General features: G+C 60.8%; 23 protein-coding genes. 6 read left to right on the forward strand and 17 right to left on the reverse strand.

Annotated elements, in window-relative coordinates; all coding sequences use genetic code 11:
- Window positions 1-202: 202 nt before the first annotated feature.
- The 3 genes from GDV60_RS05725 (at window position 203) to GDV60_RS05735 (ending at window position 5,012) form a co-directional block, all read left to right on the forward strand.
- Window positions 203-1,087: a LysR substrate-binding domain-containing protein gene (locus GDV60_RS05725; RefSeq protein ID WP_029300234.1), complete on the forward strand. Its 885-nt coding sequence runs from the start codon at window positions 203-205 to the stop codon at window positions 1,085-1,087.
- A 118-nt stretch (window positions 1,088-1,205) separates the two neighbouring features.
- Entirely contained in the window at window positions 1,206-2,813 is a 1,608-nt protein-coding gene (locus tag GDV60_RS05730) for a 5-guanidino-2-oxopentanoate decarboxylase (protein ID WP_159906565.1), read from the forward strand.
- Between the two features lie 165 nt (window positions 2,814-2,978).
- Window positions 2,979-5,012, forward strand: coding sequence for a c-type cytochrome (locus GDV60_RS05735; protein ID WP_159906567.1), 2,034 nt, complete (start codon window positions 2,979-2,981; stop codon window positions 5,010-5,012).
- Window positions 5,013-6,286: 1,274 nt separating this feature from the next.
- Here the strand turns inward: GDV60_RS05735 and GDV60_RS05740 are convergent.
- From GDV60_RS05740 to GDV60_RS05765, 6 genes are all read right to left on the reverse strand, one after another.
- Window positions 6,287-7,300 (reverse strand): diguanylate cyclase domain-containing protein, encoded by a 1,014-nt coding sequence (locus tag GDV60_RS05740; protein WP_092233737.1) that lies wholly within the window; start codon window positions 7,298-7,300, stop codon window positions 6,287-6,289.
- Window positions 7,301-7,450: 150 nt separating this feature from the next.
- Window positions 7,451-9,370 (reverse strand): alkaline phosphatase D family protein, encoded by a 1,920-nt coding sequence (locus GDV60_RS05745; protein WP_159906569.1) that lies wholly within the window; start codon window positions 9,368-9,370, stop codon window positions 7,451-7,453.
- A 98-nt stretch (window positions 9,371-9,468) separates the two neighbouring features.
- Window positions 9,469-9,708, reverse strand: a complete 240-nt coding sequence (locus tag GDV60_RS05750) for a hypothetical protein (protein ID WP_139273554.1) — start codon at window positions 9,706-9,708, stop codon at window positions 9,469-9,471.
- Between the two features lie 114 nt (window positions 9,709-9,822).
- Window positions 9,823-12,066 (reverse strand): ATP-binding protein, encoded by a 2,244-nt coding sequence (locus GDV60_RS05755; RefSeq protein WP_159906571.1) that lies wholly within the window; start codon window positions 12,064-12,066, stop codon window positions 9,823-9,825.
- Window positions 12,063-12,677, reverse strand: coding sequence for a biliverdin-producing heme oxygenase (locus GDV60_RS05760; RefSeq protein ID WP_133715535.1), 615 nt, complete (start codon window positions 12,675-12,677; stop codon window positions 12,063-12,065). Before GDV60_RS05760 ends, GDV60_RS05755 begins: the two co-directional genes overlap by 4 nt.
- 204 nt (window positions 12,678-12,881) lie before the next feature.
- Complete coding sequence (locus GDV60_RS05765; RefSeq protein ID WP_029300246.1) at window positions 12,882-13,259, reverse strand: response regulator; 378 nt, start codon at window positions 13,257-13,259, stop codon at window positions 12,882-12,884.
- 192 nt (window positions 13,260-13,451) lie between these two features.
- Between GDV60_RS05765 and GDV60_RS05770 the strand changes: the two genes are divergently transcribed.
- Window positions 13,452-14,384: a hypothetical protein gene (locus GDV60_RS05770; RefSeq protein ID WP_159906573.1), complete on the forward strand. Its 933-nt coding sequence runs from the start codon at window positions 13,452-13,454 to the stop codon at window positions 14,382-14,384.
- Between the two features lie 17 nt (window positions 14,385-14,401).
- Here the strand turns inward: GDV60_RS05770 and GDV60_RS05775 are convergent, their stop codons facing one another.
- Window positions 14,402-15,121: an SDR family oxidoreductase gene (locus GDV60_RS05775; RefSeq protein WP_159906575.1), complete on the reverse strand. Its 720-nt coding sequence runs from the start codon at window positions 15,119-15,121 to the stop codon at window positions 14,402-14,404.
- Between the two features lie 174 nt (window positions 15,122-15,295).
- Here GDV60_RS05775 and GDV60_RS05780 point away from each other — a divergent pair, with 174 nt between their 5' ends.
- On the forward strand, window positions 15,296-15,856 hold the full coding sequence (locus tag GDV60_RS05780) for a hypothetical protein (protein WP_029300252.1): 561 nt from the start codon (window positions 15,296-15,298) through the stop codon (window positions 15,854-15,856).
- A gap of 53 nt (window positions 15,857-15,909) precedes the next feature.
- Entirely contained in the window at window positions 15,910-16,293 is a 384-nt protein-coding gene (locus GDV60_RS05785) for a cytochrome c family protein (protein ID WP_070996882.1), read from the forward strand.
- A gap of 125 nt (window positions 16,294-16,418) precedes the next feature.
- Here the strand turns inward: GDV60_RS05785 and phnX are convergent, their stop codons facing one another.
- The 10 genes from phnX to GDV60_RS05835 all read right to left on the reverse strand — a co-directional run bounded on the left by phnX (window position 16,419) and on the right by GDV60_RS05835 (window position 26,380).
- Window positions 16,419-17,246 carry a phosphonoacetaldehyde hydrolase gene (gene phnX / locus GDV60_RS05790; RefSeq protein ID WP_159906577.1) on the reverse strand — a complete coding sequence of 276 codons (828 nt, stop codon included), beginning with the start codon at window positions 17,244-17,246 and terminating at the stop codon, window positions 16,419-16,421.
- Window positions 17,247-17,328: 82 nt separating this feature from the next.
- A complete protein-coding gene (locus GDV60_RS05795; protein WP_092233755.1) occupies window positions 17,329-18,201 on the reverse strand; it encodes a LysR substrate-binding domain-containing protein in 873 nt (290 codons plus the stop codon).
- Between the two features lie 23 nt (window positions 18,202-18,224).
- Complete coding sequence (locus GDV60_RS05800; protein WP_029300259.1) at window positions 18,225-19,520, reverse strand: MFS transporter; 1,296 nt, start codon at window positions 19,518-19,520, stop codon at window positions 18,225-18,227.
- 92 nt (window positions 19,521-19,612) lie between these two features.
- Window positions 19,613-20,704: an iron-containing alcohol dehydrogenase PsrA gene (gene psrA / locus GDV60_RS05805; protein WP_104911656.1), complete on the reverse strand. Its 1,092-nt coding sequence runs from the start codon at window positions 20,702-20,704 to the stop codon at window positions 19,613-19,615.
- Window positions 20,705-20,912: 208 nt separating this feature from the next.
- Entirely contained in the window at window positions 20,913-22,715 is a 1,803-nt protein-coding gene (locus GDV60_RS05810; RefSeq protein ID WP_159906579.1) for a B12-binding domain-containing radical SAM protein, read from the reverse strand.
- A 26-nt stretch (window positions 22,716-22,741) separates the two neighbouring features.
- Window positions 22,742-23,647 carry a DMT family transporter gene (locus GDV60_RS05815; RefSeq protein WP_070996891.1) on the reverse strand — a complete coding sequence of 302 codons (906 nt, stop codon included), beginning with the start codon at window positions 23,645-23,647 and terminating at the stop codon, window positions 22,742-22,744.
- 101 nt (window positions 23,648-23,748) lie between these two features.
- Window positions 23,749-24,528 carry a helix-turn-helix domain-containing protein gene (locus GDV60_RS05820; protein ID WP_159906581.1) on the reverse strand — a complete coding sequence of 260 codons (780 nt, stop codon included), beginning with the start codon at window positions 24,526-24,528 and terminating at the stop codon, window positions 23,749-23,751.
- A 102-nt stretch (window positions 24,529-24,630) separates the two neighbouring features.
- Window positions 24,631-25,002 carry a PH domain-containing protein gene (locus tag GDV60_RS05825; RefSeq protein ID WP_029300265.1) on the reverse strand — a complete coding sequence of 124 codons (372 nt, stop codon included), beginning with the start codon at window positions 25,000-25,002 and terminating at the stop codon, window positions 24,631-24,633.
- A gap of 29 nt (window positions 25,003-25,031) precedes the next feature.
- Window positions 25,032-25,361 carry a hypothetical protein gene (locus GDV60_RS05830; RefSeq protein WP_104911659.1) on the reverse strand — a complete coding sequence of 110 codons (330 nt, stop codon included), beginning with the start codon at window positions 25,359-25,361 and terminating at the stop codon, window positions 25,032-25,034.
- Window positions 25,362-25,510: 149 nt separating this feature from the next.
- Window positions 25,511-26,380 carry a GyrI-like domain-containing protein gene (locus tag GDV60_RS05835; RefSeq protein WP_092233766.1) on the reverse strand — a complete coding sequence of 290 codons (870 nt, stop codon included), beginning with the start codon at window positions 26,378-26,380 and terminating at the stop codon, window positions 25,511-25,513.
- Between the last annotated feature and the right edge of the window lie 109 nt (window positions 26,381-26,489).

Below are 26,489 nucleotides of genomic sequence, written 5' to 3' on the forward strand. Positions count from 1 at the left end.
TGCCCATGTCATCGTTGACGACCAACGCCGGCAAGTTTGGGCGTGCCGTGCTGAAGGTCGAGAATAGCCACTGGCCATTTGAGGTCAATCGAGCATTTTTCCGTCGATCTTGAAATTTAATTCAACTGTCCGCTTTGCCGGTGGCTATGTCTGACGGCCGATTACGGCTATGGTGCGGGTATCTTTGAGCAGGTGAACATCCATGCGTTACCCCTCCATGACCGCCTTGCGGGCGCTGGACGCGGTGGCCCGGCTGGGCAGTGTGTCCGAGGCCGCTACTGAGCTGAACCTCACCCCCAGCGCCATCAGCCACCAGATCAAAAGCCTGGAACAAACCCTGGGCTTTGCCCTGACCGAGCGCACCGGGCGCAATATCCGCATCACCTGGCAAGGCGAGCGCTATGCCCGGGATATCCATGGGCTGCTGGCCAATATCCTCGAGGCTGGCCAGCGCTTTGATGGCCAGCAGGTCAGCGGGCGCCTGTGTATCAGCAGCCCGGCGGGCTTTGCCACCTATTGGCTGTGCACGCATATCGCCGACTTCCAGGCCCTTTATCCACAGGTCGAACTGCACCTGATTTCACCGCGTACCCCAGACGACACCAGCGACCACGGCGCCGACCTGTTTATCGCCTATGGCATGGGCGACTGGCCCAACCAGCATGTGCAGAAGATCGTTTCGCTGCGCTACTTCCCGGTGTGCAGCCCGCGCCTGGTCAACACCATGGGCGGCCTGAAGAACCCGGAGCACCTGGCCGGCGCACCTTTGCTGCATATGATCGACTACTCCGACTGGCGCGTCTGGCTGGCCGCCGCCGGGGCGCCGAATGTCGATGTGCAGCGCGGCATCGTGTTTGCCGATGCGCACTTTGTGCAGTCGGCGTGCATCGCCAGCCAGGGTATCGCCATGGGCGACAACCTGATCAGCGGTGAAGCCCTGGCCAGGGGCTTGCTGGTGCGACCGTTCGAGACCGAGATCGAGTCCAACCGTGGCTATTACCTGGTGGCCGATCACCAGAAAGTCGAACGACCGGTGGTGCAGGCGTTTGGCGAGTGGGTGAAGTCGCAGTTGGGCGGCGGGCTTTGACGCCAGGCAATCCGTGAATTTTTTTTGCCAATGGCCGGTAAATTTTTTGCTTGTCCGCCCTCGGGTCGCACCCTAAGGTCTGGCCAATCGACAAAGAACAATAAGAAGGAAGTGAGCAATGACCACCTGCGCCCAGTCCCTGGTTCGCCTGCTGGAAGGTTATGGGGTAGATACCGTGTTCGGTATCCCCGGCGTGCATACCGTCGAGCTCTATCGCGGCCTGCACGGCAGCCGCCTGCGCCATGTCAGCCCGCGCCATGAACAGGGTGCCGGTTTTATGGCCGACGGCTACGCCCGCGCCAGCGGCAAGCCGGGCGTCTGTTTCATCATTACCGGCCCGGGCATGACCAATATTCTGACCGCCATGGGCCAGGCTTATGCCGACTCGGTGCCGATGCTGGTGATTTCCACCACCAACCGCCGCGAACATCTGCGCCTGGGCCACGGGCATCTGCACGAGTTGCCGGATCAGCGCTCGATGGTCGCGGGGGTGTGTGCGTTCAGCCACACGTTGCAATCGCCCGAGCAATTGCCCGAGCTGCTGGCCCGCGCTTTCGCCGTGTTCAAATGTGCGCGCCCGCGCCCTGTGCACCTGGAAATCCCTCTGGATGTGCTGGACATGCCGGCCATCGACCTCAACCTGATGCCCCGCAGCCTGCCAGGCGCACCGGCCCCGGCGCCGGCCTCGTTGCGTGCGGCGTTGAATTTGCTCAACGACGCGCGCCGGCCGCTGATTCTCGCCGGCGGCGGTGCCCGTGATTGCGCCGAGGTGTTGCAGCAACTGGCCGAGCGCCTGCAAGCGCCGGTGGCCCTGACCACTAATGCCCGTGGCTTGCTGCCCATGAACCACCCCTTATTGCTGGACGGCGTGCAGTCATCCAAACATGGCCGCTCGCTGTTTGACGAAGCCGATGTGATCCTCGCCGTGGGCACGGAGCTTGGGGAAACCGACTACGACTTCTTCGGCCTTGGCCCACTGAAATTCAAGGCACCACTGATCCGTCTGGATATCGACCCGATGCAAGTCATGGGCGTGCAACGGGCCCATGTCGGGCTGGTGGGCGATGCCCGCGAAGGGTTGCAGGCGCTGCTGGATGAGGTCCGCCCACCTGCCCCGAGCGGGCGTTGGGCACAGGACAGCGTGCAGCGGGTCAACCGTCTGGAGCGCGAGACATGGAATGCCAAGCAACAGGGGCTGCAAGGCTTGCTGGACCTGCTGCGCGACAGCCTGGTCGACCCATTGATCGTCGGCGATTCGACCCAGCCGGTGTATCAGGGCGCGGTGGGTTACCAGGCGCCGGCGGCCAACAGCTGGTTCAATGCTGGCACTGGCTACGGCACTCTCGGCTACGGGTTGCCGGCGGCTATCGGTGCCAAGCTGGCCAAGCCCGAGCGACCGGTGGTGGCGCTGGTGGGCGATGGCGGCCTGCAGTTTGCCAGCAACGAACTGATCGCAGCCCGGGAGGCGGGTATCGGCGTGATCCTGGTGGTGTGGAACAACCAGTGCTACGGCGAGATCCGCGACTATATGCAAGCCCGGGAAATCACCCCGCTGGGCGTGGATATCATGACCCCGGACTTTGCCGCGATGGCCCGCAGCTGCCATGTCGAGCACCACACGGCGGACACGCCACAGGCCTTGCACACGTTGTTGCAAACCCTGGCCACCAGCCGCCAACCGGTGATGATCGAACTCGACGCTGCGCAATACCTGCAAAACGCCTGAACCTCCCCCGGCCCTGATCCATATCAACGGGCCACCCTCGAAAATCCGCTACAACAAACCGGGGCTTACAAAGCCCCGGTTGTCCGCCTGATGACCTCATAAAAACGAAGATAAACCTGTACCCAGGGGCCAACCCCCAGGCCAGGTTATTAAAGGAATAATGCGATGGCCCTTTCTCTGTCACGTTTGGCCTTGATGGGGGCGACGCTGTGTCTTGCGCTTCCCCTGCACGCCAACGAACCTGCCAAACCCGATACCGAGCTGATCGCCCAAGGCAAATACGTGGCCCAACTCGGTGACTGCATCGCCTGCCACACCGCCAAGCAAGGTCCACAGATGGCCGGCGGCCTGGAACTGAGCACGCCCATGGGCACCATCTATTCCAGCAACATCACCCCGGACCGCGAGACCGGCATCGGTCACTACAGCTTTGAACAGTTCGACCGCGTGATGCGTGAAGGTGTGACACCTGCTGGTATGAACCTGTACCCAGCCATGCCGTATCCGTCCTACGCGAAGATGAGCGAAGAGGACATGCGCGCCTTGTTCGCCTACCTGATGCATGAGGTCAAGCCGGTGAGCCAGGCCAACCTCGAAGCAGACATGGGGTTCCCGTTCAACCAGCGCTGGGGCCTGGCGTTGTGGAACTTCATGTTCCTCGACAAACAACCGTTCCAGCCCGACCCGGCCCGGGATGCAGTGCTCAACCGCGGCGCCTATCTGGTCCAGGGCCTCGGCCACTGCGGCTCGTGCCATACCCCGCGGGGTATCGCCTTCCAGGAAAAAGCCATGAGCGACACCGGCAGCGGCGGCGAGCACTACCTGGGCGGGGAAACCGTCGAGCATTGGCGCGCCTTGAGTCTGCGCAACCTGTGGACGGTGGAAGACACCGTGCAACTGCTCAAGACCGGGCAGAACCGCTTTGCCACAGTGTCGGGCAACATGGTGGACGTGATCCGTCACAGTACCCAGCATTTCACGGACGCCGACCTGACGGCCGTCGCGACGTATTTGAAATCCCTGCCTCCGGGCAAGGACGACCTGCCGATGCCAGCGGTCGCCAAAGGCCCTGCCGAACTGCCCAAGGATTTGTTCACCAGCCGTGGCGGCCTGGGTTACATGCAGTTCTGCAGCGATTGCCACCGCAGCGACGGCGCCGGTGTGAAAGGGCTGTTCCCGGCATTGGCCGGCAACGCCGGCGTGGTTGCCAGCAACCCGACCTCGTTGCTGCACATTACCCTTACCGGTTGGGAAACCGCCGAGACCGCAGCCCATCCACGGGTCTACACCATGCCGGGCTTTGCGCGCCTGGGGAACAACGAAGTAGCGGAAATTCTCACCTTTGTGCGCACGCGCTGGGGTAACGAAGGCACGCCGATCAGTACCGCCCAGGTGAAGAAAATGCGTGACCAGCTCAACCCGGTCAGCACCGACTCATCGGCGTTCGAAACCCCGCGCCTGGCCAATCTGCTGGCAGCTTCGAATGCCGACCAAGTGATACGCGGCATGCGCTTGCACCTGCAAACCAAGGAACTGCTGCCAGACAATGTCGGCAACTCGCTGAACTGCACCAGTTGCCATCTCAATGCCGGCACCGTGGCGGATGGTTCGCCGTTTGTCGGCGTGTCGGCCTTCTTCCCCAGCTACGCCCCGCGTGCTGGCAAGGTGGTGAGCCTGGAAGAACGCATCAACGGTTGCTTCCGCCGCTCGATGAATGGCAAACCGGTGCCGCCACAATCGGCGGACATGCAGGCGATGGTGGCCTACTTCGACTGGATGAAAAACAACACCAAGCCCGAGGACAAGGTGCCTGGCCGGGGTGTCGGCAAGATCGACCCGGCCATCAAGCCCGACCTTGCCAATGGCGAACAGGTCTACGCCAAGCAATGCGCGGTATGCCACGGCAATGACGGCGAAGGCCTGGCCCGAGCGGACGGCACTTTGGTGTACCCACCGTTGTGGGGCGATCAGTCGTTCAACATCGGTGCCGGCATGGCCCGCACTTACACCGCGGCCGCGTTCGTCAAACGCAACATGCCGATCGGCTTCCACGAAAAATTCCCGTTGGGCCAGGGCGGCTTGTCGGACCAGGAAGCGGTGGACGTTGCCGCCTACTTCTCGCAAAAACCACGCCCGGACTTCCCGGACAAGGTCAAGGACTGGCCGAACGGTGGCAAGCCGGTGGATGCGCGTTACTAGCGCGGGGGTATTGGCAAAAAAACTGTGCCCTGTGGGGAATGGGGGCTGCTGCGCAGCCCAGCGCGGGGCAAGCCCGCTCGCCACAACAAGCCCGCTTGCCACAACGGGCGCTCTGGCTGCAGTCGGGGGGCTGGAGCGGTAAATGTGGAGAGGGGGCTTGTCCCCCGTTGGGTGGCGAAGCCGCCCTAAAACCTGTTTGCTCGGTGTGTCTGGGGTAGCTGGGGTGGGTTTGTTGGGGCTGCTGCGCAGCCCAGCGCGGGGCAAGCCCGCTCGCCACAACAAGCCCGCTTGCCACAACGGGCGCTCTGGCCGCAGTCGGGGGGCTGGCGCGGTAAATGTGGAGAGGGGGCTTGTCCCCCGTTGGGTGGCGAAGCCGCCCCAAAACCTGTTTGCTCGGTGTGTCTGGGGTAGCTGGGGTGGGTTTGTTGGGGCTGCTGCGCAGCCCAGCGCGGGCAAGCCCGCTCGCCACAACAAGCCCGCTTGCCACAACGGGCGTTCTGGCCGCAGTTGGGGGGCTGGCGCGGTAAATGTGGAGAGGGGGCTTGTCCCCCGTTGGGTGGCGAAGCCGCCCTAAAACCTGTTTGCTCGGTGTGTCTGGGGTAGCTGGGGTGGGTTTGTTGGGGCTGCTGCGCAGCCCAGCGCGGGCAAGCCCGCTCGCCACAACAAGCCCGCTTGCCACAACGGGCGTTCTGGCCGCAGTCGGCAGGCTGGTGCGGTAAATGTGGAGAGGGGGCTTGTCCCCCGTTGGGTGGCGAAGCCGCCCCAAAGCCAGTTTGCTTGGTGTGTCTGGGGTAGCTGGGGTGGGTTTGTTGGGGCTGCTGCGCAGCCCAGCGCGGGCAAGCCCGCTCGCCACAGCAAGCCCGGTTGCCACAACGGGTGCTCTGGCCGCAGTCGGGGGGCTGGTGCGGTAAATGTGGAGAGGGGGCTTGTCCCCCGTTGGGTGGCGAAGCCGCCCTAAAACCTGCTTGCTCGGTGTGTCTGGGGTAACTGGGGTGGGTTTGTTGGGGCTGCTGCGCAGCCCAGCGCGGGGCAAGCCCGCTCGCCACAACAAGCCCGCTTGCCACAACGGGCGCTCGGGCCGCAGTCGGCAGGCTGGCGCGGTAAATGTGGAGAGGGGGCTTGTCCCCCGTTGGGTGGCGAAGCCGCCCTAAAACCTGCTTGCTCGGTGTGTCTGGGGTAGCTGGGGTGGGTTTGTTGGGGCTGCTGCGCAGCCCAGCGCGGGGCAAGCCCGCTCGCCACAACAAGCCCGCTTGCCACAGGTATAGGCACAGTCCCTATTGTGAAACCCGGTCCTTGCCTGCTGCCTTGGACCGGTACAACGCCTGGTCCGCCCGAGCCATCAGGTTGCTGGGCGATTCGTGGTCGAGGCGTTGTACCACCCCCAGGCTCAAGGTCACCTTGAAATCACCCACAGGGGGGATGTCGAGGACTGCCTGGCGGATACGCTCGGCCAGTGCCATGGCAGTTTCCACGGTGCTCTTGGGCATGATCACCATAAACTCATCACCACCCCAGCGTGCCAGTAGATCGCCCTGGCGCACGCAATGCTCCAGGCGTTCGACTACCTGCAGCAGGGTGGCATCGCCCACGGCATGCCCGTGCTGGTCGTTGATCGGTTTGAAGTCATCGACATCCATGGCAATCACCGCCAACGGCAGGCGAAACCGCTGGGCGCGTTCGCATTCTTCCAGCAAGGCTTTTTCCAGGCGATAGCGGCTGGCGATACGGGTCAACGTATCGCGCTCGGCCAGGGAGCGGTTTTCGTCCAGTTGTAGCTGCAGTTGCTGGTTGACCCGCGACAGCTCACGGGTGCGTTCGGCCACCAGGGCTTCCAGGGATTGGTTGCGCCGCTCAAGTTGTTCCAGGGAGCGTTTGCGTTCGTGAATGCTGCGGTGTGCGCCGACCATACGCCACACCGAACCATCGGGATTGCGGGCGATCACGTAGCCACGGTCTTCGATCCATAGCCATGTGCCGTCTTTTTTTCGACAGCGGTACTCGACTTGATAGTGGGTGGCGCGGCTATTGATGTAGTCATCGAAGACTTTCATCACATGGGGGTAATCGTCGGGATGGATCACGCTTTCCCAGGTGAAGACGGTGTTTTCCAGGGAGTGGGGATTGTAGCCCAGCATTTCGTACCAGCCGGGGTTGCGATAGACAAACCCGGTGTTGGCATTCCAGTCCCATATTCCATCGCTGACCAGTTCCATGATGGCATGGACCAGGTCGGCATTGACGTCGAAAAGCTCACCTTTCAACGGATCCTTTTCGGATATATCGCCCATCTGCGCGCTCCCTGCGAGGGTGCTGGCTCACTATGGCCAGTCAGGTGTTAACGCCGATACTCCGTGGCTTGGCGTACTGTACAACGAGGCTTGCCTGCGTAGAAGAGGCCGCAAAACTATGGCTAAGTGCCATTGTTCGCGGCCTGCAGGCTATTGCGGCTCTACCATGCGCGTGGGCGGCGCCCCGTTGGCATTGTGCTGGTAGATCGATTCAGGCTGGCCTTGCTCGTTGAAAAATACCTGGCCGATGCCGGCACTGTTCCACAGGCGCTCGCCGGCTTCGGCATGCTCCGGGATATACGGCACCACCTGCATGCGACGGCGACGGGTCAGCCAGTTCAGGGGCGAGCGCGGCGAGTACAGCCAGCGGTTGAGGCGGTCGAACCATTCCAGCAGGCGCGGCGGGAACTGGTTCTTGATGCCGCTGCTGGTGATCTGCCAGATATGCGGCCCGACATTGCGATGGCGGATCAGCACCTTGTAGACGAACGAGTAGTGCACATCCCCGGACAGAATCACGTAGTTCCCCGGGGTACGCGAGTGGCGGAAGATATTCAGGATCACTTGTGCGGCGCCACGGTGGGCCATCCAGTTTTCGGCATCTACCAATAGCGGGTAGCCGCACCAACTGAAGATTTTCTGCACGGTTTCTATCAGCTTGACGCCGAAGATCGGCGCGGGCGAAACGATGATGGCCGACGGGTGGTCCAGCAGTTCCTGTTGCAATTCGCTCAAGGCTTCCCAGTCCAGCAGGCCGGACGGTTGCTTGAGGGTGAACTCACTGCGCCAGCGCCGCGTGCGGGTGTCGATGACCACCAGCGCCGGAGTGGTGGGTAGCACGTAGTGCCACTGCTGGAATTTCAGGAGTTCTTCCAGCAATTGGTCCTGGCTGGGGGCATGCAGATGATTGTCGTGGTCCTGGGCGGTGGCGGTCAGGGCCAGGGTTTTTTCCACGATTAGGGCGAAGGCATCGGGGTTGTTGCCCCAGCCCTGGCAAAGCATGTAGGCAAGCAGGGCGTTGCCGATGATGCGCTTGGAGAAGGGGTTGCCGTAGGCGGTCTGCTCCCACTGGGCGCTGAGGTTCCAGTCATCGGTAATGTCGTGATCATCGAAGATCATCAGGCATGGAACATGGGCGAACACCCGGGCCACGCCGGCCAGGCCATCGCGAAACTTATCCACAGGCACCTGTTCACGGGCGTAGCGTGCCCGTTCTTCCAGGGATAACCGCGTGGGAGGTTGCGGGGCGATCAGGCTCCAGGGGGTTGGCGACCAGGCCAGCAGGTACATCGCCATGACTTCGGCGAAAGTCACCAGGTGGTTGTCGGCGGTGCTGCTGGTGAAGATCGGTTTCTTCACGCCGCCAAAGAAGCGTTCGCGCAGGGTCTCGTTGCTCTCCAGCGCCGGTAACAGGTCGGCGCGATGGTAGTAGCTGGCGGGGTGGTCGTAGAGTCGGGTGCTGTCGTCCACCACTGCGCCATCGAGGTGTTCATCGAACAGGCCCAGGCGAGCAATCAGGCCATGAATGGCGCGCAGCATCGGCCCGGCGACATCGTCGGCATACACCTGGTCGCCGCTCATCATCAACAGGGCCGGGCGCTGGGCCAGGCTGCGATCTTCGGCCAACAGGCGGTCTGCGCAGAGCAGGCCTTCATCGGCGTAATGGTGGGGTTTGCGGCAAGAGCCGTGCAGCAACTGGCGGATACGGCTGTGCAGGATGAAATCCGGGGTCTGGGCATTGGCGTACAGCAGGTGCGGCGCCCACTCGGCGATGCCGCTTTGATCATCGCTCAGCAGGTCATAGCTGATGGGCACGTCCTGGGGCAGCGGCGTGTCCAGCGTTACATCGATCAGGTGGATAAACGCTGCGCGACCTACGGGGATCACCTGGCAGCGGCTGGCGTCGAGGTCGATATCCAGCGACTGTTGGCGCGCGTGCTGGGTGAACTGCAATCGCAGGGTCAGTGCCAGTGCTCGACTGCCCACCAGCCACAACACCAGGCGCCCAGGTTCCAGACGACGCAACAGGGGGCCGGCGAGGACGGCGGGCAATGTGTCGGGTTGCAGCATGAAAAAATGGCTCTGTGCGAAGGATGACAGCGCAGGTTAGCGCAGGGGATGTCGGTGTTTTGTCAACGCGGCAGGTGCGGGGCCCCGGCCTGGATCATCTACAGCAGGTTCCCACGGCCCAGGCTGTCCAGCGTGCCGGTGTTCTTGCGGCGGTCGTTGGCCGAAAGGCGGTTGAAGTCATTGGCCGGGCCCGCGGCGAAGGGCTGGTCGTAGGAACGTTTGTTGCGCGTGAGGGCGGGTTCGTCCGAGTGTGCAGGGTACTGATGCAGGTGTACGAGGGGGGAAGTGATAGTGGCGATCATCGGTATCGTCTCGGTAAGAATGTCTGGCGCTGCCATGGCGACGCCAACGCTACCTAGCAGGCTGATAGTCGAGCTATAAACAACTCGCTTCCAAATATGAATGCGAAGATGGCGACGCTGTGGCAAGCGGGCTTGCCACAGCATGCCCGATCATAGGTGTGATTCTTTCGGCGCTTTTGGCACGGTAAAGCGGAACTCACTGCCACGTCCCAGCTCGCTTTGGGCCTCGATCCGGCCGCCGTGGGCCTTGACGATACCCTGGGTGATGTACAAACCCAGGCCGCTACCCGTGGGATTGTTTTCGGTCAGGGTCCAATAGCGATCAAACACATGGGGCAACTGGTCAGGGGCAATGCCCTCACCGGAGTCACGCACTGAAAACACAATTTCCTCGTCATTGCTCATCGCCGAAATACCGATAATGCCCTGGCGAGGTGTGAATTTGATGGCGTTGCCGATCAGGTTCGACAGCACCTGGAACAGGCGCTCGGGGTCGGCGTTGATCTGCAGGCCGGGTTCGGCGTTGAACGACAGGTCCACGCCCTTTTCCAGGGCCAGGGGCGCCAGCAGTGAGTAGGCCTCTTCGAAGATCTGGCTGACGTCCAGCGGCACCGGCCTGACGGTGTAGCGGCCCGCTTCGATTTTTGAGGTATCGAGCAAATCTTCCAGCAACACATTCATGCGCCCGGCGGCTTGTTGCATGGTGTCGATGGCCGAGGAAATCCGCCGCGAGGTGTGGGTGCCATCGGAACTGAAAGCCTTTTGCATCATGCCGCAGAGCATCGAGATCACGGTCATCGGGTTGCGCAGGTCATGGGATACCACGGCTACCAGCTCATCCCGGGCGCGCACGGCCTGTTGTTCGCGCAGGACCTGGCGGGCCAGGTCGTTTTCCAGGGCCGAGCGGCGCAGATCGTTGGCGGCAAAGCGGTCGCCGGGGCTCCACTTGGTGGAGATGCCGGCCATTTCCACCTTCCAGATTTCAAACGAGGTGCGTGGGCGAAGGCGCAGGCCAGTGTCGGATTTTTCCAGGGCCAGCGGTTTCTTCGGGTCGCCGCTCCACTGGATGTTCTCTTTGACTTCCGGGCGGAACCACAGCACGCCGTTGTCCACCGGTTTGGGCAAACTCATGGCCATGACGCCACTGGCTACCGCCTGATAATCCGCCGCGGGCGGGTAGACCGCTGACAGATGGTGGCTGGCAAACACCGGTTGCCCGGTGTCCTTCAACCACTTGTGCAAGGCGCGGATCTGCTCCGGCTCGGGGCAGTTGCCGTAGCGGTGCAGTTGCTGGCCTTCAATGATTGCCACGCCGCCGGCCTGCACCAGGTCCATCAGCACCTGTGGACATTGGGCCAGGCCGTCGAACACCGCGTCCGATGAGTTGCTCATTGCCTGGTTAAGTTCGCCCAGGGCGTCGACCTTTTCTTCACGCTGGCGGCTGATATCCAGGGCTTCCATGGCGCTGATCTGCAACGACAGCACCTGGCCGATGGTCTGGCAGGTGGTGCGCAGATCGTTGGGCACGTGCAGCGGCTCGCGGTTACCGCAGCTGATCAGGCCCCACAGTTTGTCGCCCTTCATCAGCGAGATGCTCATGGACGACAGCACGCCCATGTTCTTCATGTATTGGCAGTGGATCGGCGACACACTACGCAGGGTGGCGAAGCTCAGATCTAGCGGCTGTCCGGTGTCCGGGCGCAGCTTGGGCAGCAGCGGCACCGGCTCGTAGTCGGCATTGGGGATGATCCGCAACCAGTTGGTGCGATACAGCTCGCGGGCTTGTTGCGGGATGTCGGACGCGGGGAAGAACAGGCCGTTGAACAATTCCATGGAGGGCGCGGATGCTTCGGCGATGACCTGGCCGTGGCCTTCCTCTTCGAAGCGATAAATCAGTACCCGGTCATAGCCGGTCATGGCCTGGATTTCGCTCACGCTGATTTCGTACAAGGCTTGCAGGGTTTTCGCCGACTGCAACCGTTGCAGCATCTTGCACAGGTTGCTGGTGCGACCATTCCGGGACTTGGGCTGGAAGTGCTCGGAGTGTGGCTCGAATTCCAGCACCAGCACGCCTTGGTGGCGATGCAACAGGCCTTCGAACTGGCCACCGTTAAGGGTGACGTACAGTGGCGGGGCATCGATAAAGCTGGGTTGGCCGGCCATCTGGCGCACAACGTCGGTAGGTTGCGTGCCCAGCAGCGTGTCCAGTGGTTGGCCGAGCAAGGCCTCGGGCTGGTGATTGAACAGGCTGGCCACGTTGGCGCTGACTTGCACGATCCGCAGGTCTGGTTCGCTCAGGGTCAGCAGCACGCCGTGAGGCTGGATCGCACCGGGAAAACGGATTGGCTCGTCAGCACAGTTGGCCAGCAGTTGTTCAAAGTCATCGGGTTTCATAGCAGTACCTCCTGGCTGTCGAGCCATTGCTCAAAACAGCGAAATGTCGCACAGGCCGCGTCCACCGCCTGCTGACGGCCAAGGTCGTCCAGCGGGACGTGGCCCAGGTAGTCGAGAAAGTCTTTCCAGCGCCGACCGGTCTCGGCGCCATAAACATTGAGAAAGGCGCCGCCATTGCTGGCGTCCAGCCCCAGGCTGCGGGCCATCTCTCGGCGCAGCACCTGACCGCCAAGGGTCGCACCTTCGAGCACATACAACACGCCCAGGCAGGCGGCCGGCGTGCCGAGAGGAGGGAGGCTCGGGCAGAGGGGCAGGGCGACAATCGCTGGGTTAGCCAGGCCCAAGGCAATCAGGTCACTGTGCAGGGTTGGTGTTTTCACTCGCAGCGTCTGGTCGAATCCCACGGGAATCATCGCGCTGTCGTACAGTCGCGATTCCATCGGATGGTAGAAACCGTAGTAGGCCGCAAGCAGGCGGCCATACCAGTCGGCATCAAGCCTCGGTGAAAAGAACGGCAAGCGTTTTTCCAGGGCCACATGGAGTTGGGCTGTGCCCGAGCGCAAGGCTTCAAGCAGGGAGGGCGCCGCGACGTCATGGGCCGGTGGATGCATGCAGGAAGCTCGGAGGGGTCGGCCAGGGCGGGCCATGGCTGACGCGTGAGTGAAGGGTGAACGCACAATTCTATACGCCCGACCGTCTGTATCTGAGAGGTCATAACGAAAAACCTGACGTTTTCGTCAGAAAAATAACCGGATACTCAAAAACAGACCTCACACGCTGTCGCGAAGTTCGATTGCCGCGATATTGCGATGCTATTAGTGCAGGGAGGTACCTTGCACCAACGCGGCTTGCACACAGTCGAGCAGCCGCTCCGTGCTCCAGGGCTTGGGCAAAAACTTCACCGTGCTGCCCAATTGTGCGGCCATCACCGTATTGCCTGAGGTCAGCACCACTGGCAAGGATGGCCAGCGATGGGCCACGACCTTGCTCAGGTCATAGCCGTTGAGCAGGCCGGGCATCTGGATATCGCTGACAATCAGGTCTACCGGATCACTGGTCCTCTCCAGAAAAATCATCCCCTCATCGGCCGAAGGGAAAGAGGTCACCACGGCGCCGAATTCCTCCAGCACGTCCACCATCAGCGAGCGAATAATCTCGTCGTCTTCCAATACCAATATCGATGGCTGAGCCATGATCCTTACTCCACCATCTGGGTTGAATAAGGTGGAGTGGCCTGTCAGGGGTTAGGTTCGATTGGATGTTTTTTATTCGATGGGTGGTCATTTGGTGGTATCTACGGCGCCTGCACAACCGCTATAGCTTGCGAGTCTTGGGTGGGTTAAGCCAGGATGTGGGCCGGAAAATTCACCGCAAGGAATGCCAGTGTGAAAGAAATGATCGGCGCGTTGATCGTCGTTGCCACCGTTTTGTTCGGTTGCACCGGGGTATTGGTGGCAGTGGCGTTCAGCACCAAGAAAAGTCGCCTGGAAATACTCAAGAGCTTGAGCGGCATGAGCCTTGGCCGTGATCGCTTTATCGGGATAGCGCAGTTGTGGGCCAGTTGCTTCCAGCGGGTGTTCGGGCGCACGTTACTGGCCAGGCGCCAGTTGATCAGCATCCCGCTGTACACCTTGCTGGTGTCACTGGTGTTTTTTGTCGTGTGGCTGCTGGATCTCTACCTGTTTAAAAACCCTGAGCACGTGTTCAATGTGCCGCCGCCGCCCAATGTGCTGCAGGCGATCAAGGACTTTTATAGCAAGGGCCTGCTCGTCGCGATCGCGATCGATTGCGTGACCATTCAATTGACGAAATGGAGCATCAATGTGGGGATGCGCCGCGGCTTTGGTTCGTGGCGGTTTTTGTGGTGCTTTTCGGCGACGATTGCCTTGGCGTACCTGCTGTTCAGCGCGGCGGTTTACTGGTTTCGCTGGTCGGATATGAGCGAGCTGTACGCCATGTTGCCCGCCGACGAAGTGCGGCCGACGATCGCGTTCAGTCCATTGCGCGATGTGCTGTATTCGATTTCGCTGTTTCAGCCCGTGACGTTTATCTACGCCACGTCCGAAGGTTTTATCTCCAGCTACTTCATGCCTGAGCCGATCCTGTTTTACTGCGCGGTCACCGGCACACTCTCACTGCTTACCATCACCGTGGCCTACCAGTTCGCCAGAGGCGCTGACTGGCTGCGACGCTTGTGCATGGGGGTTGTCTGCCACGTTGGCACGCCCCGGACCAACGCCATGAGTGTGGTGTTCATGATGTTGTTGGGGCTGGTGTTGGTGCCGTTGTGCCTGATGGCGATCTACCTGGCTGTCTGAAGATTCGGCCTATTGAGTCAGAAGCGCTCATCGAGCAGAGCCGGCAACGTCAGCTCCTTGACGAAGCTGGCCGATGACAGGCTCATGGCCATGCGCACCACCTGCACCACGTCATGTACCGGGATCAACTGCCCGTCGCCGCGCTGCTCGGCCTCAAGCCGTGATGTGCTCAACGGGTCCTCGGTATTCAGGTAGCCCAGGTTCAGGCAGGTCACGCCCAGGCGCTGGTGCCGATAGCCTTCGCGCAGGGCATCGGCCATGCCGCGCAGGGCGAATTTCGACGCGCCAAACGTGACTTCCGGGCGCCCGCTCTGGGGCAGTCCCGAGGTCGAGCCGGTCAGGATGATGCGTGGGTTGGGGCTTTTTAACAGTACGGGCAGCAGGCGCTTGATCAGCAGCAGAGGCGCGGTGATGTTGCAACTGACGATGGCTTCCAACTGCGTGTCTTCATCCTTGAGAAAGCTGTAGGCCTCATCGAACGCCCGATCCTCCCAGATGCCCAGGTTATAGATCAGCGTGTCCAGGCCGTCCTGCGCCACTGCTTGTTCGATGAGCTGCGCGGCCTGTGCTGGTTGGCCAAGGTCGGCTTCTACCCACGACACTTCGGCGCCGGTGCTGGAGACCAAGCCAGTGGGGCGGCTGCGCGAGACACCGATCAAGGTATCGCCCACCCCGGCCAGGCCTTCCATAAATGCCCTGCCCAAACCTTTGCTTGCACCGACCACCATGGTTCTCATCGATCGCTCCTGAACTGACGTGCTGAGGGAAAGTGCGCATGCAAGCAGAGGGCGGGAGTGATGGCAATTAAATGGCTGTGTCTAAATGTTATGTCGGGGCAGGGCGGGATTGTTCTTCGACTGATTTAGAATGATGGCTCTTTGATATTTGTCCAGCCGAAGCCAGGGAAGAAAATGAAACGGATCGAACGCGACTTCATCACCTTATTCAATTGCCTGTGGTATCAGGATTTTCCGGTGGAGGTCGATGCCGTCACCAACCGTGCGGGCTGGACGATTCATGTGGGGTTGGTAATGCGCGAATGCGCGAAATTGCTGGGCGCACGTGCTTATTTCGAACAGGGCGGGCGTACCGATGCGGTCCTGAAGTATCCCGACAAGAGCATTTTGTCCAATGTCGAATGGGAGTGGGTCCAGTCCCACAACGATAAAGTGGATGAAATCAGCAAGCTGTTTAAAAACCATGAACAGGCGGCGTTCTCCACCTTCGTGTCCTACAGCACCAAAAGCCATTTGCCCGAAGCCATCGAGAAGGCTTCCAAGCTCTGGGCCAAGGCCAGCACGCCACTGATCTTTTTCGTCGTGACCTTTGAATCAGTTGGGCGCGACCGACACTTCCTAGAACTGCAAACGCACTTTTTCAGCCGTGGCAAACACAAGAAAATCCGTTCGCAGCCAGCCCTGCCTTGGCAGATCAACCGGGCACGCTTCAATAACGTGGACGAGGACAAGTAAACCGCAGGCATAATTGCCGCCTTCACTGCTGAAGCCCTGACCTGGAGCCCCTGATGAAACCCGCTGCCTTACTGACTCTTTTGCTCACTGCCGCGCTCTTTAACACTTCGGCGACGGCAGCGGGTGATGCCGAGGCGGGTGGCAGGTTGTTCACCAAGACCTGCGGCGGTTGCCACAGTGTCGGGTTGAATGCGCGCGGCGGTTTCGGGCCACAGCTCAATGGGGTGATCGGGCGGCTGGCGGGTACCACGGCGGACTATCAGTATTCCGACGCGATGAAAAACTCAGGTGTGGTGTGGACGCGGGAAACACTTGCCGCCTATATCGAGAACCCGAAGAAAGTGGTGAGCGGCACCCGTATGATTTTCTGGGGGATCAGCGATCAGGAGAAGATCGAGAATCTGCTGGCGTATCTTGAGACTTTCCAGACGCAATAGCCCAAACCAGCCGCTACGAATATCTGATACACCGCATTTGGCTGGTTGGGGCTGCTTTGCAGCCCAGCGCGGGCGATGCGGCGCTCCGACAAGCCCGCTCGCCACAGACGAGCAGGCTGCCAGGATCAGGTGCCCTGGGGTGTTTCACCACGCGCTAGCCGCCCATTGATGTCATCGATCACCGCTGGCAGGTCGACGATGGTATCGATCAGGTAGTGTGGTCGCGCACCCTCAAACATCTGGCAAATACGCTCACGCTCCTGGGCCAGTTCTTCGGCCGGTAGCGCTTTGTATTGTGCGTAAGTGCGCCCCAGCGCGTTGCCGGAGCAGGTCAGCGCCACCGTCCACATGCCGGCACTGCGCCCTTCCAGGATCCCTGGCCAAGTGTCATCGACCTTGACGCATGCCGCCACATCGCTGATGCCCAAGGCGATCACGTTGGCCAGGGCCTGGGCCGGATGTGGACGTCCGTTGGGCACTTCGTCAGTGGCCACCACATGATCGGCCACGTAGCCATTTTGCCGCGCCAACTCAACCACCTTGGCCATCACCACCGCCGGATAGCCCGAGCACGAGCCGATCCTCAGGCCTTTGCCCCGCAGGGTTTCAATTGCCTGCAGTGCGCCGGGAATCACCGCCGAATGCAGGGCGATTTTCTCGATCTGCAGTGGCATGAACCGCTCATACAGGGCGGTGACGTCCTCGTCGCTCGGCAGGCGATGGAACACGGCGCGATAACGTTCGGCAATCTGCGGCTGATTGCACAGGGTGCGGATGTGATCCCACTTGCCCATGCCCATGGGGCCGCGCGCTTCCTCCAGGGAAACCGCGACGCCGAACTCGGCAAAGGCTTCGACAAAAATCTGCGTGGGGGCGAAGGAGCCGAAGTCGACGACGGTGCCGGCCCAGTCCAGGACCGCGGCTTGCAGCTTGGCAGGTTGTTGGTAATGCATGAGCAATCTCCAGTTTCGGGTATGAGTGGGCCGTCCCCCGATAAACGGGGTAAGCCGGTTGCGTACAAAAAAATCAGGCGATTCAGGTAGCCGGTATGGGGCTGGCCTCAAACAGTTCGGCGATCATCGGGCGGTTGCGCCGGATCCCCAGGCAACACAGGTGGTAGTCGATGGAAAACGGGTGATCGACAAAGGTGATCGGGGTGGTGCCCGGCGTTTCGGCGTACTCCACCGCCGACACAAAGCCGATGCCGATGCCCTTGGCGATGGCATGCACGATGGCCTCGCGGCTGTTGAGTTGCATCACGCAGTTGAGGTCCACACCCAGGCGCTTGCAGCTTTCTTCCACCAACTGCCGGGTGCGTGAGCTGCGTTCGCGCATGACCCAGCGCTCCTGGCTGATCTGTGCGACGTGCACCTCTTTCTGCGCCGCCCAGGGATGGTCGTCGCGCACCACTGCGATGATCGGGTAGCGCCGGTACAGCTGCGTGTCGAAGCGTTGGTCAAATTCCGAGAGGGCCAGGATTGCCACGTCGATATCAAAATTGAACAGGCGGTCGAGGGTTTCCTTCTCCGGGGAAAACGAGGTTTCCAGCTCGATGTCCGGGTGGCGTTGCATCAACTCGTACGTCAGGTTCATGGCGATTGGCGGCGACACCGCGCCCAGGCGCAACATCCCGGTCTTGCGCTGCTTGAAGCTGTGCAGCAATTGCATGGCCTCATCCTCCTGGCCGAACAGGCCCTGGGTGATTCCGTAGAGCGCGTGGCCGGCCGCGCTCATCTCGATAAAGCGCCCACGGCGGTGGAACAACTCCACCGAGAACTGCTTTTCCAGGGCGTTCACCTGTTCGCTGACCGTTGGCTGGCCGACGCTCAAGTACTCGGCGGCGAGGGTGAAACTGCCGGTCTTCGCCACCGCATGAAACGAACGCAGCCACTTGTGGTACTGGTACATAACGGGTCCTGTTCCAGAGGGCGTCAACGGCGGATAAACAGGGCCACCACCGCGCTGCACAGGCAGGCCGAGGTGACGACGATGAAGATCAGCGACGTATTGCCGGTACTGTCGAGCATACTGCCGATCAGCGGTTCCGCCAGGCCAGCGAACAGATAAGACGAGAAGTTCATCACACCGGTTGCGGTGCCTGCGCGCTTGGCGCCTACCAAGTCCGGGCACAGAGCCCAGAAGCTGGATGCCGGGCCGTAGACAAAGAACCCGCACAGAAACAGCGCCACCAGGCCGATTGCACTATGGGGCGGCAGGCTCCACATCCACAGGCTGGTGGCGGCGCCGAGGAACATATAGAGCATGATCGCCAGGTAGCGCTTGGAGCCGAACAGCTTGTCGGACACCCAGCCATTGCTCAGGGCGCCGACGGCCATGCCGACTGGCAGGGCGACGGTGATCCACTTGGGATCGATCATGCTGTCGCCGCTTTTCCAGTTGGCGCCTAGAAAATGCACCGGTACCCACACGATCAAGCCGTAGCGCGCAGCGTTCTGGAAGCCCAGGGACACGGCGGCGATGATCAGGCGCGCGTTTTTCAGCACGGCTTTGTAGCGCTGTGCCGAGGTTTCTTCGGTGTCCTGGGCCACTTCATGGCCCTTGTCCTCGGCGTTGGCCACGCCGGTATCGGCCAGGGGCTCGAAGCCAAGATCCTGTGGGCGTTCACGGGCCACCAGGTAAAACAGGATGCCCCCGGCCAGCATCAGCAGGACTGGCAGGCGGAAGATCCAGCGCCATTCCAGGTGCAGCACCTCCAGCACCACGATGGAGGTCACATAGGACAGCACCGAGGCACAACCGGCGGCGAACACATAGAAGCCATAGACCCGGCCGCGCTCGCTGGCGCTCCACCAATTGGAGATCAAGCGGCTGCCCGGGGCCCAGCCCAGTGCCTGGAAGTACCCGTTGATGCCCCACGGCAGGATCAATCCGGCAAAGCCACTGGCAAAACTGGTGACCCAGTTGGCGCCACAGGACAGCACCGCGCCCAGGGTCATGATGCGCCGGCCGCCGAATTTGTCGGCCAGGTTGCCGTTGATCGCCTGGCCAATGGCATAGGCCCAGAGCATGGCGGCCGAGATCCAGCCCAGCACCTCCTTGGTCAGGCCGAACTCGGCCTGTATCCCCGGGATGGCGAAGCCGAAGGTCTGGCGCCCGGTGTAGAAAAACAGGTAACAGAACATCGCCGCCAGCAGCATGCGCCACTGGGCAACACGGAACGACGCCGAGCGAACGGCAGGGACAGGCAGGGTGTGTGCACGATTCATGATGTTTTCCTTATTGTTATTCGCCCCCGAAACCGCAGCGACGGGGTGGCACGCTTTACAGGTGCAAGAGGAAAGACTGAATTGCGTTGGGCTCAGGCGGCCCTGGAACCGATAAAGTTCTTGCCGCGTGCCCCTTGCAGGGCGAAGCGGATCATCGCGTCGGCCTCGGTGGGCGTGACGCCGTAGTCGGCGAACTCGGTTTTTACGTCCAGGCTGTGCAGGAAGTTGCGCAACTGGGTCTGGGCTTTATCCAGGTCATTGCCGAACACCCGGCGCAGCGTGTGATCGCGCGCCGCGTCATGCCCCCACGCAAACCCCAACACCAGCGGCAAGGTAAAGGAGCAGGCGATGCCATGGGGCAGGCCGTGGTGCAGGGTCATTTCGTAGGAAATGGAGTGGGCCAGGGCGGTCTTGGTATTGGAAAACGCCAGGCCTGCCTTGAGTGCCGCCAAGGCCATGCGTGAGCGCAACTCTGGGTTGCCAAGGTCGCGCCGCAGTTGCGGCAGGCACTCCAGGATGTCCTCGATGGCGGACACCGCAAAAGTGTCGGAAACCGGGTTGGCGTTGATATTCCAGATCGACTCCAGTGCGTGGGATAAAGCATCGAGCCCTGTAGATACGGTGACCCCGGCTGGCACCGTGAGCATCAACTGTGGATCAACAATCGCTACCTTTGGCCAGGTGCAGTCCAGGTGCAGGGAGTACTTCTTGTGGCTGGCCGAATCCCAGATCGTCGCCCAGGGCGTCACCTCGCTGCCGGTACCCGCGGTGGTCGGCGCCGCGATCAACGTCTTGCAATGGGCCGGTACAAACGGTTGGCCGGTCGCCAACAACGCCAGCAACTCATCGAACTGCCCGGACGCGGTGCCGACGATCAATGCCTTGGCCGTATCAATTGCACTGCCACCACCGACGGCCAGCACCACATCACAACTTCCGGCCTGCTGCCAGAAACGCTCATAGGTGCCACGCAGTTGAGCGACATCGGGGTTGGGCTGCACATCCTCGACCACATACACCAGACGCTCGCCCAGCAGTGCCTGGATCCTATCCACCAAGCCCAGCGCACGGGCTTCCGGAAAGGTGACGAGCGTGACGGTCTGCTGCGCGGTGATACTGGCCAGGTCTTGCAGGCAACCCCAGCCGAAGCGAGTGTCTACCGGGTTGTGGAATCGGGCGGTCATGGCGTTTTCCTGGTTTTTGTTGTTGGAAGTGGCGCCAATAGTCGGGGAGGGTGGGGGATAGCTCAAATCGATAGATTGGGGGGATGGATTGGTTGGGCCGATAGTGGGCCTGAATGGACAAGTGCGGGGTCGGTGACTGAACTGATTTGACGGTTGGATGCTTCCAGCGCTCACTGCGCCTCGGCGCCGAAAGCTCCAACCCCTTGCATCAAGCGTCTACGGGCCAGGTGCCTCGGCGCACCATCTCCCTGACACGATCAGCGCCATTGGCCCTGACCAGCAATTCCATGCGGGCTTTTTCGATAGCTTCGGCGCTCCATTGATCGGTCGCCATGGTGGCTTTTTCATGGGACCAGCCGTTGTCGTAATGGCGCACGACAAATTGCCGCTGGTACTCCCACATCGGCGTCCCGGGGATCGGGGTGACGATAAACGGGTTGGCATAGGCCATGCCGGCGCCCATCAGGTTGACGGCGTAATCGATGGTCCGGTCGATCAACTCCAGGCTTTCTACAAAAGGCTTTTGCCCAGGCCCCGCGGGAGGGTTGACGAACCCCAGCATGAACCCGCCGGTGACTTGAATCCCGTGTTCGGTGAAAATTTCTATGAGTTCGAACGTTGATTGTTGAATGGCATTGAGTCGGGACTTGTTGGAGTTGAGCAGGGCGTCCTCGTTAGCGCTCTCCACCGCAAGGTAGATGTTGTAGCAGCCATTTTCGGCAATCGAGCGAATGAATTCCCTTGCCGTCAGTCCTCCTTTGACCGCTTCGATCACATTGCGATATTGGGGGCTCTTGCGCTCCTTTTCGTCCATCTGGGCGATAAAACGCTCACCCAGGTGCAGCAGGATCAGGTTGAAGAGGCTCAACCCGCCTTCCTCAACCCAGGGCAAGTCATGTTTTTTCAGCAGCCGACCGACCTCCATGGCATACAGCGGGTCGTGCATCAGGTGATCGTCCTCGATCAACACCTCGGTCACGCCTTGCTTGACCAAGTCGGCCAAGTGCAGGTCAAACCAGTCGAGGCCCAGGGCGCGCCAAGGGCCATTGATTTTCGGGATGTAGCAGAAGTTACAGTTCACGTTGCAGCCAATCGTGGAGAATATCTGCGCCCAGGCACCGTACTTGCGCACCCGTGCTCCGGAGGAGTGGTAGGGCTGCAGGTAATGGTTCATGTCCAGGAAGCTGAAATCCGGCAAGGGCATCAGGCCAAGCCGCTCGTCGAGGTCCTGGCGCTTGGGGACGATGCTCAGATAGCTGGACTTGTGGCTAGGGCGAACCAGTTGCCCACGGCTGTCGCGGTAGGCCACGCCAGGCACGGCATTGATGTCGGTGCCCTCGTGGGTCAAGGCATCGAGCAGCAGTGTGAAGGCGCGGTCGGCTTCGTTGATCAGTGCAAAGTCGAAGGCCGAATCCAGCAGCGCGTTTTTCCAATCGCCACTGGAATGAGCACCGCCGGTTACCAGGACCAGGTTGGGGTCGATATTCCTTACCAGTTCAGCCAGTGCACGGGCATTGCCCCATTGCACGGTGTAGTTGCATTGGATGCCGACAATATCGGGCTGCGCGGTTTCGATGATCTTGCGCATCTGCGCATCGGTCAGGCCGTAGCGGATCAGGTGGCCCTGGTCGACCTTGACCAGGCTGGACTCCTGGGACCAGCCGGCAAAGGGCGCATCGACAATCTGCACCTCATAACCCGCACGCCGGGCGACGGTGGCGATGCGCAACAGACCGATGGGGGTACCGGCACGTTTCATGACTTCAAATGTATCAATGCCGATGCGGGCGAATGCGCTGTCGTCCAGCGTGGGCTCGATCAGGCGCGTGTAAGGGGGAACAAACAACAATACGCGAGGGGCTTCGCCATTGGCACGCCGGCGGGTGCCGGTGCGGCTGCTCAGTAACGATGGCTGTCCCAGGTGACTGAGCAAGGGCCGTGTGGGCGCAACCGAAAAACCGGGGCCGCAGCTCTCGATCCTCACGGTATCTTGCGAAGCGATCAAATCCATTTGTCTATCTCCTGGGGGGCTCGATATCAGCGTGAGGTTTTGCGTGAGCGTGAAGTGGCAATGACGGCCCCTGCGATGATTAACGCGGCAGGGAGCAGCAGGATCGGCTTGGCGTCGCTTTGCCCTACGGCAATCAGCAGCAGTGTGGAGAACAGCGGCGCCAGGTAAGACAAGGCGCCAAGCATCGCCAGGTTGCCGTGCTTGGTTGCGTGATCCCATGCGAAAAAGGCCAGGCCTACCGGGCCGAGCCCCAGCGCGACGATTGCCGCCCATTGGCCCGCGCCAGGCTGCACTGTGGTTTCGAAGGCCAGGTGGCACAGCAATCCGGCGATTGCGACCAACCCGCAAATGCCGCCGATGATGCTGCTGGGGACATTGCTGAAGCGCCGGTTCACCACCGAGTAAATCGACCAGACCCAGGCACAGGCAAAGGCAGCGGCGTAACCGACAATCGGCATCGCCAGGCTTTCACCCTGGGCGCGCTGTTGCATGATGAAGGCCGTCCCTGCCAGACCGAGCAATGCCCCCAGCAGTTGGCGCTTGCGCAGCGACTCACCAGTGGAAAACCCCGACAGCAGGACGATCAGCAGCGGCCACAGGTACGCAATAAGGCTGGCTTCAGCCGCCGGCGCGGCCTTCAGGGCGAAAAAATACAGAGAGTGATAGACAAAGATGCCGGCGAAGCCCGTTGCCCACACGTACCAGGGCTGGCGCCAACTGCTGAACCCCTCAGCGCCGCGCATACCCAGCATCAACAGACTTGCCACGAATGCGACGGCGAAACTCGATGCCAGCAACTGAAAAGCCGGGATTCCTGCGGTCAATGTGGTCAACAGTGCCAGGCACGCCCACAAAAACACTGCAATGACCCCAATCAGGGTGGCACCTGCGGCGCCCTTGGCAAGGGTGAAGGATGCGTTGGAAGTGCTCATGCGGCCCCGTCTTTAGATGATCCTAATGCCGGGACAATAAAAAAGTTTCGAGGGGCGCGTATTGATCGGGCCTGCCAAAAAAATGTTCAGGCCTGCTGTTTTCAATGATCGCGTGTTTGTTTACGCACAGCCGCCGGGGTGAGGTTGCGGGCTTTCTTCAGGGCATGGCTCAACGCACTCTGATCGGCATAACCGGCGCGGTGCGCAATATCAATGATCGACAGCGAGGTCTGGCGCAACAGATCGACGGCCAGGTTCAGGCGCAAGGTCGCGATGTGGGTGAACGGGGTTCGTTTCAGGTGTTGTCCGAACAGTACATACAAGCGCCGCTCGCTGGTGCCCGCGTATCGGGCAATGTCATGCACTGTCAGGGGCATACTCAGGTGCTGCTCGATGTAGGCCAGCGCCCTGGCGAGAATGAGTTGCCCGGGGTCGTTCGGCGGGGCGTCGGGTTGCAGCAATGAGCCCAAGAGCAAATGGCTCCATGACTGGGCCATTTCTGGTGAGTTGACCAGCCATGTTCCGTTGTTGTTTGCGTAGTCGAGTAAATGCCGGATCTGGGGGCGGACCGCGAAAAAGCGTTTGTCATGGAGCGGATCCAGGAGCTGCGCGGTGCTTGGCTGCTGTTGTTCGGCAGGCGGCATCAACACGTCCAGTACCAGGAAACTGTTACGGGTATTGGCCAGGAACGTATGCCGGGCGCCGGCGGCAATCACCACGCCCTGGCTCGCATCGACTTTGCCACCCCATCCGTCGACCTCAATCTCCATCGACCCGGATTGGGGGAGGACTATTTGATGAAAATCGTGCTCGTGCAGCTCGATCTGCCCGGAATAAGAGCGCAGCGCCAGAGAGAACGATTGGGGGGGAGTGGCGCTCATCCGTGACGCTCCTTGGGCTGAAGCACTTATCCTACGTCAGCCATCGGGCTGGGAGCCAGAGCAATGAAACAGTTGGCAACCGCTGGGAGTATTGCCAGCCGATCATCCCAACAGATGTTTAGAGATCAGCCTGGAGATTTCGACAATCGAGGTCTTGCCGGTGAACTCGAACTTCACTTTGCCCAGCGATGAGAAGTAGATCTCCAGTTCCGAATCCAGGTCGAACGTACCGGAGGTTTCCACCGAGTACGCGACGATGTTTTTGTAGGGCAGTGAGGTGAAGTCTTTCTTGCTGCCGGTGATGCCTTGTACGTTCACGGCGATGATGCGTTTGGTGGTGAACACCACGCCGTCGCGCATGGCTTTATAGGCATCGACTACTTGTTCGTCATCGAGCAACAGCGAAGCAACGCGTTCGGCATACTCGTTGTTTTGCTTGAGTTTGAAGAAGCCTTTGTTGTTGAAGTCGATCATTGGAAGGTCCTTGGGGGGCTGGGAGGGTGCTACAGGATTGCCTTGAGGTAGTCCTTGAGTGCTTCGAGTGGGGGATTGAGTTCCTCTAGTGTCGAGGCTTGCTGGACGTCAGTCATAAGCTTTTGCAGCTCGCGGCCCAACACCCTGTTGGCTCCGCCCAAGGTCGCCAGGGCCTGCTTGGTGCATTCATCTACCTTGTGTTGGATGGTTGGCAGGTCGCCACTGCGCACCAACAACCCAAACACCTCCCGCTCGTAACCATCCATGACCAGATCGTCGCGCAGGATCGGGCTGCCATCTTCGGTCTCATGCACCAGTTTGAGGGCGAATAGAGCAACGGCTTCGAGCGTCAATTCCATGGTCCTGGGTCCTCTCCTATGGAGTGCGGCGGGGGTGGTCATTTTTCTGCAGGCGAAAAAAAGACCTTGAGTTTCAAGGCCTTTCTTTAAAGCATTAATGGCTTGATTTGTATAGATTAAATTGGATGTGGCGGTAGGTGGGTGGCGCGTTATTGCAGGGGTACATATATGTCGGTCTGCCATTGATCCTGCGGGGTCTCGGGATAAACGCTCAGATAATCGAAGAACAGGGGGTGGTCGCGCAGTTCCTCGCCGCTGGTGGGTAGCCAGTCGCGATAGATCGGGTAGATGGTCTCGCCGATGTGGTCCGTCGAGCCCACGTGGCGTACGACAACGCAACGCCCTCCTGGGATAACGCGCTCGGTTACGCCGAACTCATTTGCGGCCACGGCCTCGTCAATTTCACCGCAGAGTGCAAACCGGAATGCTTCGGGCGGGGTTGTATCGGGGTTGCCGAAAGGAATGCCAAAGCTGCGACTTGATTGCACGGGCGACTGTCCGCTGTGCATGCGCCACTCGGAAAACTTGCGCACACTCTCGCTAACGAGCCCGGGAGCACCACAGTGTTCGAGTGCTGCCACTCTGACGGGGTGAAACTCTACGATTCGTACGTGCATGATGATGTTCCTTGAGAAGTGAGGGATGGTGAACACCGAACTCCAGACCTGCCAACTGGGCTGCTTCCTGAACGCACTCGGTGCCATACCGAACGCTCGCCGAAATGCCCGGGAAAAAGCCTCGGGGCTTTCGAAACCTGCGCCGAAGGCTGCTTCCAGTACCGAGTAGCCCCCGGTGGAGGCCAGGCAATGCGCCGCGCGTCGTAGCCGCATCAACTGCACATAGCGCGAAACAGGTACGCCGACGAAGGCGGTGAATTGCCGATGGAAGTGAAACGCCGAAAAGTTCGCCACTTGGCTCAACGCCTTCACGGACAGGTCACCTTCGAGATTGGCTTCTATATAGGTGAGGACTGCATTGAAGCGTTGTGTGTAGGCGGCGTTGCTCGACAAGTCAGACACTGGGTGGAGGCTCCTGGGAGTTCGATAGGCCACAGAGTCAGGCATGCCGGCACGCCCGCGCCTAGCCGCGCTTGCTGAGGTAGTGATTGGGCTGTCTTGGATGTTTCAT

This window comes from Pseudomonas sp. DTU12.1, from assembly GCF_009873475.1.
GTDB lineage: Bacteria > Pseudomonadota > Gammaproteobacteria > Pseudomonadales > Pseudomonadaceae > Aquipseudomonas > Aquipseudomonas proteolytica.